This window comes from Sphingopyxis witflariensis, assembly GCF_002205635.1.
Taxonomy (GTDB): domain Bacteria; phylum Pseudomonadota; class Alphaproteobacteria; order Sphingomonadales; family Sphingomonadaceae; genus Sphingopyxis; species Sphingopyxis witflariensis.
This window is the reverse complement of record NZ_NISJ01000007.1, coordinates 116,836-132,638: the sequence shown is the minus strand read 5'-3', so window position 1 is coordinate 132,638 and position 15,803 is coordinate 116,836. Positions and strand designations below refer to the sequence as shown.

Genomic DNA, 15,803 nt, shown 5'->3' with positions numbered 1-15,803 from the left:
AGCCTACTTGGTCGGCCGTTTAGCCCCCCGTCCGGAGCATTTTTGAATGGCACCAGCCAACCCCTCTGCCGCGCCCACTGGAGCGACCGGCGTTCTCGTCCTTGACGACGGCACTGTCCTGTGGGGGCAGGGCTATGGCGCCGCTGGCGCCGGTGTCGGCGAGATTTGTTTCAACACGTCGATGACCGGCTATCAGGAAATCCTGACCGACCCGAGCTATGCCGGGCAGATCATCACCTTCACCTTCCCGCACATCGGCAATGTCGGTGCGAACCCCGAGGATATGGAGCGCGACCGCCGCGGGGCGATCGGCGCCATCACGCGCGAGATGCCGACGCTGCCCAGCAATTTCCGCAGTGTTCAGACGCTGCCCGAATGGATGGCGGCGCAGGGCCTGATCGGCCTCGCCGGTATCGACACCCGCGCGCTGACCCGCCGCATCCGCGACGCGGGCGCGCCGAACGGCGTGATCGCGCACAATTCCGATGGTCAGTTCGACATCGACGAACTGCTCGCGATGGCGCGCAGCTGGCCGGGGCTCGAGGGCATGGACCTCGCCAAGGACGTCAGCCGGACGGATGTGGGTGATTGGACCGGCGGCGTGTGGCATCTCGGTTCGGGCTATAAGAACCCGTTCGCATCGAGCCCTTCGACTGCCTTGGCAGGCGCTCAGGATAAACTTCGGCCTGCGGCCGAAGTCGAGATGCCCCTCGGCAGCACTCCCACGCCCGGTGTCTCGACTTCGCTCGACACGAACGGAAATGGGACATCGGTTGAAGGCCGCCCGCATGTCGTCGCGGTCGATTATGGTGCGAAGGATAATATCTTCCGCAACCTCGTCGACGCTGGCGCGCGCGTCACCGTCGTTCCCGCAACCGCGGGCCTCGACGAAATCCTCGCGCTCGAACCCGCTGGCGTCTTTCTGTCGAACGGTCCCGGCGATCCCGCCGCGACCGGCGATTATGCGGTTCCGGTGATCCAGGGGCTGCTGGCGCGCGACATTCCGATCTTTGGCATCTGCCTTGGCCACCAGCTGCTCGCGCTCGCCGCGGGCGCGAAGACGGTGAAGATGCACCAAGGGCATCGCGGCGCGAACCATCCGGTGCAGCGCGCAGAAGATGGCGTGGTCGAGATCACCAGCATGAACCACGGCTTCGCGGTCGACGCCGCGACCCTGCCCGCGGGCGTCGTCGAGACGCACAAGAGCCTGTTCGACGGATCGAACTGCGGTATCGCGATTACGGGGAAGCAGGCGTTCAGCGTGCAGTACCATCCCGAAGCGAGCCCGGGGCCGCAGGATAGTTTCTATCTGTTTGAGAAGTTTGTTGGCGGGTTGAAGTGAGCACCAACGAGATACTAACGCTAATTGCGGTGATTGTCGGTCCCGTTACGGCTGTCGCTATCACGCTTTGGGTGGATGGCAGACGTCGAGATCGTGAGCAGAAGATCATTGTCTTAAGGCTGTTGCTTGCGACCCGTCACCTTCCTGCTGATCCAAGCTTCTTGGCCGCAATTAATCTAATTCCGGTTGAATTCAGCGAACGACGGGATGTGATCAAAGCTTACAATGAATTTATTGAGGCAACGAAGCCACGGCTTGATGGCATAAACGACGAAACAATTATACGTAACTCTTCGACTAAGCTGACGCGACTGGTCTATGAGATTTCCCTATCACTCGGCTTTAAGCTTCGAGAAACCGACATCCAGACATCAGCATATGCGTCGGATGGTTGGATAAGGCGTGATAATCTAGCCCAAGATTCCCAGCAAGCGATGAGAGATATCGCGAATATTCTCTGGCTTCAAACTCGGCTTTTGTCCGGCGAAACTTGGGAGCAGATTCAAGCCAGTAAAAACGATGCGCCATCAGCCGAAAGCAATGGCATTTCGGCCGCAAAAGAAGAAAAAGAATAATGCCCAAAAGAACTGACATCAAATCCATCCTCGTCATCGGCGCTGGCCCGATCGTTATCGGTCAGGCGTGCGAGTTCGACTATTCGGGAACGCAGGCGATCAAGGCGTTGAAGGAGGAGGGCTATCGCATCGTCCTCGTCAACTCCAACCCCGCGACGATCATGACCGATCCCGAGCTGGCCGACGCGACCTATGTCGAGCCGATCACGCCCGAGATTGTCGCGAAGATCATCGCGAAGGAAACCGCCTTGCATCCGGGCGGCTGGGCCGTGCTGCCGACGATGGGCGGGCAGACCGCGCTCAACACCGCGCTGGCGCTGTGGAGCGACGGCACGCTGACCAAATATGGCGTCGAGATGATCGGTGCCGATGCCGAGGCGATCGACAAGGCCGAGGACCGGATCAAGTTTCGCGACGCGATGGACAAGATCGGGCTGGAAAGCGCGCGCTCGGGCATTGCGCACACGCTTGATGAGGCGCTCGCGGTGCTCGAACGCACCGGCCTGCCGTCGATCATCCGCCCCAGTTTCACCATGGGCGGCACCGGCGGCGGTATCGCGTATAACCGCGAGGAGTTCGAACATATCGTTCGCGGCGGCCTGATCGCCTCGCCCACCACCGAAGTCCTGATCGAGGAATCGCTCCTCGGCTGGAAAGAATATGAGATGGAGGTCGTCCGCGACCGCAAGGACAATTGCATCATCATCTGCTCGATCGAAAATGTCGATGCGATGGGTGTGCACACCGGCGACAGCATTACCGTCGCGCCGGCGCTGACGCTGACCGACAAGGAATATCAGATCATGCGCAACGCGAGCATCGCGGTGCTGCGCGAGATCGGGGTCGAAACCGGCGGATCGAACGTCCAGTTCGCGGTCAATCCGAAGGACGGCCGCCTGATCGTGATCGAGATGAACCCGCGCGTGTCGCGTTCGTCGGCGCTTGCGTCAAAGGCGACGGGCTTCCCGATCGCCAAGGTCGCGGCAAAGCTGGCGGTCGGTTACACGCTCGACGAGATTATGAACGACATCACCGGGGTCACCCCGGCGTCGTTCGAACCGACGATCGACTATGTCGTCACCAAAATCCCGCGCTTTGCCTTTGAAAAATTCAAGGGCGCCGAGCCGATCCTGTCGACCGCGATGAAGTCGGTCGGCGAGGTGATGGCGATCGGCCGCAACATCCATGAATCGATGCAAAAGGCGCTGCGCGGACTGGAAACCGGCCTGTCGGGCTTCAACTTCGTCGATCACCTCGTCGGCGCGAGCCACGACCAGATCAAGAGCGAGCTGGCGCGGGCGACCCCCGACCGGCTGCTCAACGCGGCGCAGGCAATCCGCGAAGGCGTGTCGCTCAGCGAAATCAACCGCATTGCGGGTTATGACATGTGGTTCCTTGAGCGGATCGAGGAGATTGTCGCGGCCGAAAATGAGGTCATGGAAAATGGCCTGCCGCGCGATGCGGCCGGCTTGCGCAAGCTCAAGTCGATGGGCTTTTCGGACAAGCGGCTGGCCTATCTGGCGCTCCAGTCGGCGAATTTGCGTCCCGGATCGCGGCAGGCGACGGCGCGCGGCAGCGGGCTGATCCACGAGGCGGTCAAGGCGATGACCGGCGGCGTGACCGAGGCCGAAGTGCGCGCGCTGCGCCACAAGCTGGGCGTGCGTCCGGTGTTCAAGACGATCGACACCTGCGCCGCCGAATTTGGGGCCAAGACGCCCTATCTTTATTCGACCTATGAAGCCCCGACCTTCGGCGAGCCCGAGTGCGAGGCGAACCCGTCGGAGCGCAAGAAGGTGGTCATCCTTGGCGGCGGTCCGAACCGGATCGGGCAGGGGATCGAGTTCGACTATTGCTGCTGCCACGCGTGCTTCGCGCTCGAGGAAGCGGGTTATGAAACGATCATGATCAACTGCAACCCCGAAACGGTATCGACCGACTATGACACGTCGGACCGCCTCTATTTCGAGCCGCTGACCGCCGAGGATGTGCTGGAAATCCTGGCAGTCGAACAGTCGAAGGGTACGCTGGTCGGCGTGATCGTCCAGTTCGGCGGCCAGACCCCGCTCAAGCTGGCGCAGGCGCTGGAGGACGCGGGCATCCCGATCCTCGGCACCTCGCCCGACGCGATCGATCTGGCCGAAGACCGCGAGCGCTTCGCGGCGCTGGTCAACAAGCTCGGCCTCAAGCAGCCCGAGAACGGCATTGCGCGCAGCCGCGAGGAAGCGATCGCGGTCGCGACGCGCATCGGTTATCCGGTGCTGACGCGCCCGAGCTATGTGCTCGGTGGCCGTGCGATGGAGATCGTCGACGATCAGGCGCAGCTCGAAAATTATATCGAGACTGCGGTGAAGGTGTCGGGCGATTCCCCGGTGCTGATCGACCGTTATTTGCGCGACGCGATCGAGGTCGATGTCGATGCGTTGTGCGACGGGACCGACGTGGTCGTCGCGGGCGTGCTCCAGCATATTGAGGAAGCCGGGGTCCATTCGGGTGACAGCGCCTGCTCGATCCCGCCGTACAGCCTGTCGGCCGAGATCATCGCCGAAATCGAGCGCCAGACCGAAGCGCTTGCGCGTGCCCTGGAAGTCCGCGGCCTGATGAACATCCAGTTCGCGGTCAAGGGCGACGAGGTCTATCTGATCGAGGTCAACCCGCGCGCCAGCCGCACCGTGCCCTTTGTCGCGAAAGCGGTGGGTTCGCCGATCGCCAAGATCGCGGCGCGGGTGATGGCGGGCGAAAAGCTCGCCGACCTGCCGAAGATCAACCGCGACATCAAACATGTCGCGGTGAAGGAAGCGGTATTCCCCTTCGCGCGCTTCCCCGGCACCGATCCGGTGCTGTCGCCCGAAATGAAGTCCACTGGCGAAGTCATGGGAATCGATAGTGATTTCAACCTGGCCTTTGCCAAGGCGCAGCTCGGCGCGGGCGACCGCCTGCCCACCGACGGCCGGGTGTTCGTATCGGTCAAGGACAGCGACAAGCCGCGCATCGTCGATGCCGTGCGCAAGCTGACCGGCTGGGGATGGCAGGTCATCGCGACCGGCGGCACCGCCGACTATCTGACCGAGCAGGGCATTGCGATCGAGCGCGTCAACAAGGTGGCCGAAGGCCGGCCGCATATCGTCGACCGGATCAAGGACGGCGATGTGCAGTTGATCTTCAACACCACCGAGGGGTGGCAGAGCCTGCAGGACTCGCAGTCGATCCGCGCTTCGGCGCTGGCGGCGGACATTGCCTATTACACTACCGCAGCGGGCAGCGACGCCGCGACCCACGCGATCGGGGCGCTGCGCGCACGCTCTCTTGAAGTGAAGCCGCTTCAGGACTATTATTGAACATACCGCTCCACCCCCCGACATTGACGGACACAGCGGCATAGCCGCCCGGCGACACTTCGCTGGCGGCTTATTATTGACGAAGGACAACAGGATAATGGCAAGCGTTGAAAAGGTGCCGATGCTGGCGGAAGGCTATGAGAAGATGAGCGCCCAGCTCTCTGCCCTCAAAGCCGAGCGGCCGTTGATCGTCGATGCGATCGAGGAAGCGCGCGCCCATGGCGACCTTTCGGAAAATGCCGAATATCACGCCGCGAAGGAACGTCAGGGCCAGGTCGAAGCGACGATCGGCGATCTGGAAGACAAATTGTCGCGCGCGCAGGTGATCGATCCGACGACCTTGTCGGGCGACCGCATCGTGTTCGGTGCGACCGTCACACTTGCCGACGAAGACGAAAAGCCGGTGAAATATCAGATCGTCGGTCAGGCCGAGGCCGATGCCAAGGTCGGCAAGATCAGCTATAATTCGCCGCTCGGACGCGCGCTGATCGGCCGCCGCGTCGATGACGAGATTGAAGTCACCGTGCCCTCGGGCGACAAATATTATCTGGTGACGAAAATCGAATTCCTCTGAGCATCGCGGGGTCCGCGCGATGAACCGGCACGGCGCACCGATTGTTACGGGCTTCGCGCTCGTCTGTGTCGTGGTGTTCGTGCTGCTGTGGATCACCGGTCTGCAGGGCGAGGCGTTCGTGCGCGCGGGTTTCATCCCCGCGCGCTTCGGCGCCGAGCTGATCGCCCCGCCGGGGACGATGGTGCCGTTCATCCTGACCCCGCTGACCTCGGCCTTTCTGCATGGTGGGGTTTTGCACCTCGTCTTCAACCTTGTGGTGCTGCTCTATATCGGTCGCCAGCTTGAGGCGCCCCTGGGGGCCAATGCGATGGCGGCGTTGCTCGTTGGCGGCGCTTATGCCGGGGCGTTCGCGCAATGGGTGGCCGATCCCGGTTCGCCGATCGTCATGGTCGGTGCGAGTGGCGCGATTTCGGCACTGATCGCGGTGTTTGCGTTGATTTTCAGCCGCTCGCAGGCGCCCGCGATCGGGCCGATCCCCAGCCATTGGGTGCGCGCGCTGTGGCTCGCTGCGGCGTGGATCGGGCTTCAGCTGCTGATCGGTTTTGCCGGTGGCGGAGGTTTTGGCGCGATCGCGATCTGGGCGCATGTTGGCGGTTTTCTTGCGGGATTGTTGCTCGCGCGGCCGCTGCTGCGCTGGCGGTTCGGGGCGCGCTAGACACTGGAACTGACGGGAATGTCGGCTTTGGGGTGGGAGGCTGACTTCCCATTTCGTCATCCCGGGCTTGACCCGGGATCCCGCTTTTTGAGGCATCGACAAGCGCCTGGTTTCAAGCGGGACCCCGGATCAAGTCCGGGGTGACGATGATAGGAAATGGCAGCAGCTGTTATTCGCCTAACAACCCACCCGCAAGCAGCATCGCCACACGCACATCGATCCCACACCCTTCGGCGCGCTTCGCCGCGATGAAATCTTCGATGCCGTCCAGCGGCGCACGGTGGACGATGATGTCCTCGCCGCCGACCCCGCCGCCGTCGCTAACCTTGGTCAGCCCGGTGGCAACGAGCAGGGTGAAGCTTTCGCTGACCATCCCGGGCGAGCTGTAAAATTCGCCCACGGTGCGCCAATGCGCGGCGCGATAGCCGGTTTCTTCCTCCAGCTCGCGTTCGGCGGCAATTTCGGATGCCTCGCCTGCGGTCTCGTCGCCGACAAGGCCTGCGGGCAGTTCGAGGCACTGGACCTTCAACGGCACGCGATATTGTTCGACCAGGATGACGTGGCGCCCGTCTTCGGCATCGTCGATCGCGAGGATTACTGCGGCATGGATGCCGCGCGAGCGCGAGACATATTCCCAGCTACCCTGCTGCTTCACCGTGATGAAGCGGCCTTCCCACCGCGTTTCGATGAGGGTGTCGGGGCCGGGTCGGGTCATGCGCTGTCCTAAATTTCGATCAGCCGGTCGGGCAGCTCATTGGGATTCTCGCTGCCGCGCGGGAAATGCTCGGCAAGGACGATTCCCATCTGCCGCACCGCTTCGGCCATGCCTTCGCCGGGCTGACCCGCGCGCACGCGCTCGATCAGCGCCGCCATCGCGTCGCCCCATACTTCGGGCGAGACTTTCGCGGCGATCGCTTCGTCGGCGACGATATCGGCGCGATGCTCCTTCAGACTGACGTAGAGCAGGATTCCGGTACGGCCCATCGTCTTGCCCTCGGTGCCGACCTTGAACAGGTCGATCGCGCGGGCGCGGACACGCTGCGCGAGGATCGTGCGCGGGGTGAGGGCGAGGCGCAGTGGGCGCCACAGCAGGATCAGCCACATGCCGATCCATTTGAGCACACCGACGCCAATCACCGTCCCAAGCCATTGATTGGCGGTCAGCTCATGCCCCCAGCCGCCGGTCAGTTTGTCGTAAATTCCGCGATAAAATTCGGGGAAGAGCGCGATCGCCGACATGGCGACAAAGGCGATGATGCTCGCCCAGACGAGCGCGACATCGTCATAGTCGTTGGATTTCGCGGCGATGACGGTAACGATTTCGCCACTGGTATGCGCCTCCGCCGCGGCGACCGCGGTGGTGACGATATCATGATCGGCGGTGCTGACGTGGCTGACTTTCATCGGTCCGTTCCCCTACCAGCCACCGGAGGCGCCGCCGCCCCCGAAGGAGCCGCCGCCGCCCGAAAAGCCGCCGCCACCGCCCCAGCCGCCTCCGCCGCCACCCCATGACGATCCGCCGCCACTGCCGCCGCCCCAGTCGTCGCCGCCCCAGATGATGATCGGGGCGCCCCACGGGCTATGTTTGCGCCGTTTGCCGCGCCGCCCGAGGCTGGAGAGCATCGGCAGGACGAAGAAGAAAAAGATGATGAAACCGACGAAGAACAGCCCGCCGAAATTGCCGTCGTCGGCGCGGTCGCGCTCCTGCGATGCCGCTGCGGCCGCGCGCGCTGCGGCCTCCTCGGGCGGCAGTTGGATCTGCTCGGCGATTGCATTGACGCCCGCCCGGATGCCGCCGGGCATGTCGCCGGCCTTGAACAATGGGGTCACCGTGTCGCGGATGATCCGGCCCGACAGCGCGTCGGTAAGGATCGGTTCAAGCCCGAGGCCGACCGAAATATTCATCCGCCGTTCGTTGGGGGCGATCAGGAAGACGACGCCGTCATCCGTAGCCTCATCGCCAATCTTCCATTCGCGGCCGAGCTTATAGCCATAATCGGCGATGTCATTGCCCGCGAGGTCGCTGACCGTCGCGACGACAAGCTGGTGTCCCGTCTTCGTCTCCAGCTGTTCGAGCTGCGCATTGAGCGCGGCTTCCTCGGCGGGCGGAATGATATCCGCCTGATCGACGACGCGGCCGGTCAGCTTGGGGAAGGTCTGCGCCGTGGCGGGCGCGGCCAGCAACGAAAGGCCGAGCGCCCAGCCGAGCAAAATCGACCTCATGGCGTATCTCCCGTTTGAACGGCGATGGCATCGATGCCGGTCGAAAAACCGACGGCGTAGTCGCCCCCTTTGAAGTGAGGGGTCATCTGGTGGATCACGGCGAGCGCTTTGTCGTCGGTCAGTGTCTTTTCCATTCCGCTTCCGGTCGCAATGTGCATCTGTCGGTCGTTTGGAGCGACGAGGATGACGATGCCGTCATCCTGATCCTTTCGGCCGATGCCCCAGCGATTGCCAAGGCAGGTACCAAAATTGTCGACGCGGACATCATTCAAAGCGGGCACCGTCGCGACGACCATCTGGTGGCTCGTCCGCTGTTCGTACCGGGCCAGTCGTTCCGACAATTGCGCCTCTTCCTCCGCAGACAAAATGTCCGCTGTGTCGGTCACCCGGCCTTTGAGCGCCATGTGTGGCACGCCGGCACAAGCGGCTGATTCCGGCAACGCCGCCGCCTTGCAGCCGCTCGCGACAGCCAAGATCGCGAGCGGACCAGCAAGAACAGCGAACCGCATTTTACTGACCGAAATCGACCTTCGGCGCGACATTGGCGTTGGGGGTGATCGCCTTGTACGGCGTCATCGGCTGCGCGCCATGGACGATCTTGGCACCGATGATGTCGGGGAAGGTGCGGATCGTCGTGTTATAATCCTGCACTGCGGCGTTATAATCCTGAACCGACACGTTGATGCGGTTTTCGGTGCCCTCAAGCTGGGTCATCAGGTCGGCGAAGCGCCCCTGGCTCTTGAGGTCGGGATAGGCCTCGACGGTCGCGAGCAGGCGGCCGAGCGCGCCCGACACATTGCCCTGCGCCTGCTGGAACGCCTGCACCTTGGCGGGATCGTCGAGATCGTCGGTCGATAGTTTGACCTGCGTTGCCGAAGCACGCGCCTGGATCACGCCTTCCAGCGTCGATTGTTCGATCTTGGCGGCGCCCTTGGCGGTTTCGACGAGGTTGGGGATCAGGTCGGCGCGGCGTTGATAGGCGGCTTCGACATTGGCCCATTTGGCCTTTGCGGCCTCTTCCTTGGTCGGAACGCTGTTGATGCCGCAGGCCGACAGGCTCATCGCGGCGACGGGCAGGATCATCCAGCGGGCGGAACGATAGGTCATGGTCGTGGGTCTCCCTCCGGCGGCGTTTTGCCGCAACAATACACATAATAGGATGGCGCTTGCCTTTGCGCAATCGGCGAGGCATTTTTGGCACATAGATCAACCATCTGGGGAAAATGGAAATGCTGGGCGAATTCAGGGAATTTATCGCGCGCGGCAATGTTATCGATCTTGCGGTCGGTGTTATCATTGGCGGTGCATTCGCGACGATCACCGGCTCGCTGACCGAGGATCTGATCATGCCCGTGGTTGGCTGGATCTTCGGCGGGGTCGATTTCTCCAGCATGTTCATCCTGCTGGGCAATGTTCCCGACGGTGTTGCGGCGACCGACTATGCGGCGCTGAAAAAGGCCGGAGTGGCGATGATCGGCTATGGCGCCTTCATCACCGCGGTGATCAATTTCCTGATCCTGGCGTGGATCATCTTCCTGCTCGTGCGCACGGTGAACAATGTCGTCCGCAAGGCGCCCGATGCGCCAGCGGGGCCGACCGAAGTCGATCTGCTCGCCGAAATCCGCGACGAGTTGCGCAAGAAATAAAAGGGATAGCCGTCCTCTGGGACAAAAAGCCCGTCTGCGCTCTTTCCATGCGCGGGCGGGCTTCCTATATAGGGGGTGCCGGTTTCGACCGGATATGAGGATAAATGGTGTCGTGGAATAGACACAGCGGACCCGGGGGCAGTACCCGGCGGCTCCACCACAAACCCGAATTTCCCTGATGGGACGTGCGGGTTTCTGACGGGGCCGAACCAGGATCGACGTGTGTTCAAAGGCGATATTTTCTTCCGGGCTGAGTAACCCGTTCAAGGCTCAAAACCAATAGGTGCTAACGATAACGAAGCACTCGCTCTGGCTGCGTAACCGTTAGGCCTCACGGCCGAAGGTTATTCAAATAGAACGCGGTTCGGACCGAACCGGGCAACAGAATCGGAAACCAGCGGCTGGGGACGAGCCGGGCAACAGAATCGTCCCACCTTTCCCTAATCACAACATTTGCCATTCCCGCGAAAGCGGGAGCCCAGCGTGCTGCGCGCGATGGGCAGCTAGAGCGCGATGACGTGGCTTGGGGTCGTCATTGCGAGGACCCCGGATTTGATCCGGGGGACGCTCTCCAGTTGTCGACGCCGCGCAAGGTTGATGGCTGGAGATTGCTTCGCTCCGCTCGCAATGACGAAAATAGGGCAGGAGCGTCAGTGCGCGCTTTCGCATTGCGCATGGTCGCCCAGCGCCTCGATAACCCGGCAGTCGGCGGCGATGCCGCCGCGACAGCGGCCAACGATGCGGGACAGTTCCTCGCGCAGGAGGGCTAGCTGCGCGATTTTCTCCTCTACCTGTTCCAGATGGCGGGTCGCGATGCGATCGGCGTCGGCGCAGTCGCGTTCGGGATGATCGGACAGGTCGAGCAGCGAGCGGATTTCCTCGATCGTGAAGCCCAGATCGCGCGAATGGCGCACGAAGGCGAGCCGCGCCCTGTGCGCGTCGCCATAGCTGCGATAATTGGCTGCGGTGCGCGACGGCGCGGGGAGCAGGCCGATCCGCTCATAATAGCGGATGGTCTCGATATTGGTGCCGGTGGCACGCGACAGTTCGCCAATTTTCATCGCTTGACCCTGTAGTTGATACAGGGTGCATATAGGGTGTCGAATCAAGGAACCAAGACGGTTTTCCCCGGAAAGCCGGATCGATGAAGCAGGAGATACGGCGATGGCCGATAGTTGTTGCGCCGGTGCCAGCGGCAAGACCGCATTGAACGATCCGCGCTGGCGGCGGATCCTGTGGATCGCGCTGCTGATCAACGCCGCGATGTTCGGGGTCGAGATCGTCGCCGGGGTCGCCGCAGATTCGCGCGCGCTTCAGGCCGATGCGCTCGATTTTCTGGGCGACAGTGCCAATTATGCGATCAGCCTGGGGGTTGCCGGCATGGCGCTTGCGTGGCGCGCGCGCGCGGCTTTGCTCAAAGCGGCAACGATGCTTGTTTTTGGGCTGTGGGTGTTCGGATCGGCGACATGGGGTTTTTTCAGCGGGACGGCGCCGCATGCCGAAACCATGGGGCTGATCGGTGCTCTGGCGCTCGCGGCGAATGTCGCGGTCGCGCTGATGCTCTATCGCTATCGCACCGGCGACGCGAACATGCGTTCGGTGTGGATTTGCTCGCGCAACGACGCGATCGGCAATGTCGCGGTGATGGGCGCCGCGCTCGGCGTGTTCGGGACGGGGCAGGGCTGGCCTGACCTGCTCGTTGCGGCGATCATGGCGGGGCTGGCGATCTGGGGCAGTATCGACGTGTTCCGCCATGCACGCGGCGAACTTAGCGCGGCTTAATTCGATAGGGCGCGGAGCGCTCACCGCGCGTGACGCACGGCTCATCCGGGTGGCGGCATCCCCGCCTTGTCGATGCGGCGCGCGCGCCGCATCGTCCGCCCATGTTGCTGGCGATCTTTACCATTCGAAAACCGATGTCGGCGCATAGACTCTGACCATGCCCATTCATGCGACGATCGAACATCAGAAGACCTCTGAAGGTCAGCGGGGCGCCGCGCGTGTCCGCGTGCGGATCGAGGCGCAGGGCTCGCTCGACGGCGGCGAGGGTGCGGCCGTGGTGATCCATAATCTGTCGGCCACCGGCATGTTGATCGAAACCACGTCGGAGCTGACGATCGGTCAGCGGATCATGGTCGCACTACCCGAAGCGCCCGACTTGGCCGCCGCTGTGGTCTGGCGCAGCGAGGCGCTCGCCGGTTGTCGTTTCGATCAGCCGCTGTCGCGCGCGGTGCTCAGCGCTGCACAGCTGCGCAATCCCCTGCCGACCGACGTCGATCCGGCGGGCGAGGCGGACGCTTATGAAATGCTCCCGCAGCGCTTGCACCGGTTGCGGCAGGAGCGCGGCCTCAGTCGCGCGGCGCTTTCGATGCGAACGGGCTTGAGTACCCCCAGCATCTGGGCGTGGGAAACCGGCAAGACAGTCCCGCGGCGCAGCAATCTGCTCGCACTGGCCGAGGCCTTCGGCATTTCGGAGCGCGAGTTGGTGATCGGTGATCCGGTGGCGCATGCCAGCGATGACGCCGTTTCCGGCGACAGGGTCGAGCAAATTCGCAAGCTGGTCGATGCCAGCCGCGAACAAATTGCGACGCTGGCGGGCGTGATGCCCGCCAATGTGAAGATCGCTATCGAATTGTGATGTGCACCGCGCGCCGGGACCCCGCCAGTTCCTTGCGGATCTGACGGGGCCATATCCTGCCCGCAGCATGGCTGCGGGCGCGCCCTAGAATTTGGCGCGCAGCCCGATCGAGTAGCGGCGTTCCGACAAGGCATAGCTGTTGATCGCGAGCGGGTTGAAATCGCTGATCTCGACCGTCGCGGAATCCTTCGGGATCAAATTCTGCGCTTGCACCGACAGCGAGAACTGATCGTTGATGTCGAAGCCGATCTGCGCGTCGAGCTGCGATCGTGCCGCGATGACCTGGGGGCGGCCCTGGATGAATTCGAACACGGCATCGTCGCGCCAATTATAGGCGACGCGTGCCGATAGCGGGCCCTTCTCGTACAGCGCGACGAGGTTGTAGCTGTGCTTCGATGTTGCGACGAGCGGGAAGCCGTTGCTGTCCTTGCTGTCGGCGAAGGTATAGTTGGCGATCACGCCGAAGCCGTCGAGCGGCGAGGGCAGGAAGTCGAGGAACTGGGTAACCCCGACCTCGAACCCCTTGACCTTCGCCGAGGCGACATTGTCGGGGCGCGAGACGCGGACGACGCCGAGGCTCTCAAAGCCCGGGATGATGGCCTCCGACGTGTTCGTTGCGATGAAATCCTGAACGCTTTTGTAGAAGACCGCGCCCGAAATCATTGAGCTTTTGCCAGTATAATATTCGATCGACAGGTCGAGGTTGCTCGAGATCGGCGGGGTCAGGCTGGCATTGCCGCTGGTCGATGTGCGGTTGGTGGCATCGACGAAGGTCGACGGCGCCAGTTCGGCAAGACCCGCGCGCTGCAAAGTCTGCGATGCCGATAGCCGGATCAGCAAATCGTCGGTGGCGTTCAGCGTGAGGTTCGCGCTGGGCAGGACGTTGGTATATTTGTTGGTGTCGGTGCGTGGGAGCAACAGATTGCCCTGCTGGGTGAAAGTATCGACCGAAAAGTCGGTGTTGGTGATACGGACACCGGCGTTGACGCGGATCGGGCGGCCGAAAATTTCATCTTCGGCATCGAACATCAAATAGCCGGAGAGCGTCTTTTCGCGCAGATCATAGTCGCGTGCAGCGTTGCGCCGCAGCGTTCCCGGCGGATCGCCCGACTGGTTCGGTTCGACGATCAGTACGCGGTCGATAATGAACTTGGCATCAGGAATTCCGGTCAGGAACTGGCGCGGGAAATTGCCGGCAATGTCTTTCAGGAAATTGGCGTTGCCGGTGTCGAGATAGGGCGCCAGGTCGGCCATGCTGGCGTCGGCGCGGCTGCGGAACGCCTCTGACTTGCCGCTGAGGTCGACATAGCGCACACCGGCCTTCAGCTTGATGCCGTCGCCTGCGTCATAGCCGACGTCGAAGCGGCCAGCCCATTCCTCCAGCGTTCCGGGCAGCGTGTTGGCCCGCAGTGTCAGCAAATCGGTGCGTGCAGGGAAGTTGGAGACGAGCGACGGGTCATAGGCCGCGCCGCCCGCCGTTTTCAGGATCAGGTCGGGAATCGGGCCGTTGCGAAAATCAAAGCTGCCGACGACATTGTTCGCGGTCTGCAGCGTGACGACTTCGATCTTCTGGCGCAGCGTGCCGCGGCTGTAATAGCCGTCGGCTTCGATGGTGAAGGCGCCGTCGTCATATTTGCCGTTGAGGCCGAGCAACAGGCTGGTGGCCGGATCGTCGCGGCGCTGGTTGCCGGTGCGGATGTTGCCGGTGGCGGTGCCCGCGACGATATGATTGTCCTCGATCACCGGATTGGTGATAATCGCGGCGGTCGCGCTGGTCGGCATGTTGAAGGCGATGAACTGGTTGGTGCGCTTCGCGTTGACCTTGGAATAGAGACCATCGGCGGTCAGCACGAATTCGGGCGAAGCCTGCCACTGGATTGACCCGTTGATCCCGAGGCGCGACCGGTCGATGTCGGTATTTTCATATTGCAGCAGGCGCGGCGCGAATTTCTTGGTCGTCCCGCCATTGAGGCTGTCGAAGAAATTATTGCGTTCGAACAATTGCAGGCTCGACGAGCGCTTCTGATATTCGCCCGAAATCAAGATGCCGATATTGCCGCCGGCGAGGGTCGTCGTGAACAGGCCGGAGAAGCCGGGTTCGAACTTGTCGGCGCCTTCCGAATAGGTGCCCTGCACCTGCGCCGACAGAGTGGTCTTCTTGAAATCAAAGGGTTTGGGGGTGACGAGGTTCACCGACCCGCCAAGGCCGCCTTCGACCTGGCTGGCGATCGGCGACTTGCGCACTTCGAGGCGGCCGAACAGCGAGGAGGGGACGGCGTCGAGGCCCGATGAGCGGCCCAGATTATCGTTTTCGGGGGGCGAGACGCGGGCGGAGAAGCCGAGCAGGGTACGGCCGTCGATTTCGACGCGGACCTGTTGCAGGCCGCGGATGTTCACTGCCTGGCCTTCGCCAAAGACGCGGGTAATCTGGACCCCGGTGACGCGTTGCAGCGCCTCGGCGACATTGGCGTCGGGGAGCTTGCCGACATCTTCGGAGGTGATGACGTCGAGAACCTGGCTGGCGTCGCGCTTGATCTCGGCCGCCTGCTCGAGTGAGCCGCGAATACCGGTGACGACGATATCGCCCTCGGCGACTTCGCTATCCTGTGTCGGTGTCGCGGCGCTCTGCGCCAACGCTTGTCCGTGGCACATGATGCCGATCACCGACGCGCACAGAAGAAGCCTCTTCTTCATAACATCCCTCTCCCTGATTTCGATACTTATGCGTTCGACATTGCGGTTTTCCACCGCTATTTCTTGGCAATGATACCGGTGTCGGTAACCGGTGTCAAGATTGTGCTCCGGAGGGAGGAAA

General features: G+C 62.6%; 15 protein-coding genes and 1 other RNA gene. 9 read left to right on the top strand and 7 right to left on the bottom strand.

Features of this window, described 5'->3' with window-relative positions:
• The first annotated feature begins 46 nt into the window (after positions 1-46).
• The 5 genes from carA (at position 47) to CDQ91_RS13715 (ending at position 6,481) form a co-directional block, all read left to right on the top strand.
• On the top strand, positions 47-1,342 hold the full coding sequence (carA, locus tag CDQ91_RS13735) for a glutamine-hydrolyzing carbamoyl-phosphate synthase small subunit (protein ID WP_088473295.1): 1,296 nt from the start codon (positions 47-49) through the stop codon (positions 1,340-1,342).
• Positions 1,339-1,917, top strand: a complete 579-nt coding sequence (locus CDQ91_RS13730) for a DUF6680 family protein (RefSeq protein WP_088473294.1) — start codon at positions 1,339-1,341, stop codon at positions 1,915-1,917. Before carA ends, CDQ91_RS13730 begins: the two co-directional genes overlap by 4 nt.
• On the top strand, positions 1,917-5,252 hold the full coding sequence (carB, locus tag CDQ91_RS13725) for a carbamoyl-phosphate synthase large subunit (RefSeq protein ID WP_088473293.1): 3,336 nt from the start codon (positions 1,917-1,919) through the stop codon (positions 5,250-5,252). The genes CDQ91_RS13730 and carB overlap by 1 nt, the downstream gene beginning before the upstream one ends.
• Positions 5,253-5,349: 97 nt before the next feature.
• On the top strand, positions 5,350-5,826 hold the full coding sequence (greA, locus tag CDQ91_RS13720) for a transcription elongation factor GreA (protein ID WP_088473292.1): 477 nt from the start codon (positions 5,350-5,352) through the stop codon (positions 5,824-5,826).
• 19 nt (positions 5,827-5,845) lie between these two features.
• On the top strand, positions 5,846-6,481 hold the full coding sequence (locus tag CDQ91_RS13715) for a rhomboid family intramembrane serine protease (RefSeq protein WP_088473291.1): 636 nt from the start codon (positions 5,846-5,848) through the stop codon (positions 6,479-6,481).
• A 169-nt stretch (positions 6,482-6,650) separates the two neighbouring features.
• On the opposite strand, the gene CDQ91_RS13710 is transcribed toward CDQ91_RS13715, so the two are convergent.
• The 5 genes from CDQ91_RS13710 to CDQ91_RS13690 are packed head-to-tail and all read right to left on the bottom strand — an operon-like array spanning position 6,651 to position 9,811.
• Complete coding sequence (locus tag CDQ91_RS13710) at positions 6,651-7,196, bottom strand: NUDIX hydrolase (RefSeq protein ID WP_088473290.1); 546 nt, start codon at positions 7,194-7,196, stop codon at positions 6,651-6,653.
• An 8-nt stretch (positions 7,197-7,204) separates the two neighbouring features.
• A complete protein-coding gene (locus CDQ91_RS13705; RefSeq protein ID WP_088473289.1) occupies positions 7,205-7,885 on the bottom strand; it encodes a TPM domain-containing protein in 681 nt (226 codons plus the stop codon).
• Positions 7,886-7,897: 12 nt separating this feature from the next.
• Complete coding sequence (locus CDQ91_RS13700) at positions 7,898-8,704, bottom strand: TPM domain-containing protein (protein WP_088473288.1); 807 nt, start codon at positions 8,702-8,704, stop codon at positions 7,898-7,900.
• Positions 8,701-9,213 carry a TPM domain-containing protein gene (locus CDQ91_RS13695; RefSeq protein WP_158213679.1) on the bottom strand — a complete coding sequence of 171 codons (513 nt, stop codon included), beginning with the start codon at positions 9,211-9,213 and terminating at the stop codon, positions 8,701-8,703. The genes CDQ91_RS13700 and CDQ91_RS13695 overlap by 4 nt, the downstream gene beginning before the upstream one ends.
• A gap of 1 nt (position 9,214) precedes the next feature.
• Positions 9,215-9,811: a LemA family protein gene (locus CDQ91_RS13690; protein WP_088473286.1), complete on the bottom strand. Its 597-nt coding sequence runs from the start codon at positions 9,809-9,811 to the stop codon at positions 9,215-9,217.
• Between the two features lie 122 nt (positions 9,812-9,933).
• Here CDQ91_RS13690 and mscL point away from each other — a divergent pair, with 122 nt between their 5' ends.
• Positions 9,934-10,350, top strand: coding sequence for a large conductance mechanosensitive channel protein MscL (mscL, locus tag CDQ91_RS13685; RefSeq protein WP_088473285.1), 417 nt, complete (start codon positions 9,934-9,936; stop codon positions 10,348-10,350).
• A gap of 38 nt (positions 10,351-10,388) precedes the next feature.
• Positions 10,389-10,746: a transfer-messenger RNA gene (gene ssrA, locus CDQ91_RS13680) on the top strand.
• A gap of 254 nt (positions 10,747-11,000) precedes the next feature.
• On the opposite strand, the gene CDQ91_RS13675 is transcribed toward ssrA, so the two are convergent.
• Positions 11,001-11,411 (bottom strand): MerR family transcriptional regulator, encoded by a 411-nt coding sequence (locus CDQ91_RS13675; RefSeq protein WP_088473284.1) that lies wholly within the window; start codon positions 11,409-11,411, stop codon positions 11,001-11,003.
• A 103-nt stretch (positions 11,412-11,514) separates the two neighbouring features.
• On the opposite strand from CDQ91_RS13675, the gene CDQ91_RS13670 reads away from it, so the two are divergent.
• Both CDQ91_RS13670 and CDQ91_RS13665 read left to right on the top strand, forming a co-directional pair.
• Positions 11,515-12,132 carry a cation efflux transmembrane domain-containing protein gene (locus tag CDQ91_RS13670; protein WP_088473283.1) on the top strand — a complete coding sequence of 206 codons (618 nt, stop codon included), beginning with the start codon at positions 11,515-11,517 and terminating at the stop codon, positions 12,130-12,132.
• A gap of 157 nt (positions 12,133-12,289) precedes the next feature.
• The gene (locus CDQ91_RS13665; RefSeq protein ID WP_088473282.1) at positions 12,290-12,988 is read left to right on the top strand and encodes a helix-turn-helix domain-containing protein; all 699 of its coding nucleotides are present in this window, start codon (positions 12,290-12,292) and stop codon (positions 12,986-12,988) included.
• A gap of 84 nt (positions 12,989-13,072) precedes the next feature.
• Here the strand turns inward: CDQ91_RS13665 and CDQ91_RS13660 are convergent, their stop codons facing one another.
• A complete protein-coding gene (locus CDQ91_RS13660) occupies positions 13,073-15,682 on the bottom strand; it encodes a TonB-dependent receptor (RefSeq protein ID WP_088473281.1) in 2,610 nt (869 codons plus the stop codon).
• Positions 15,683-15,803 lie beyond the last annotated feature (121 nt).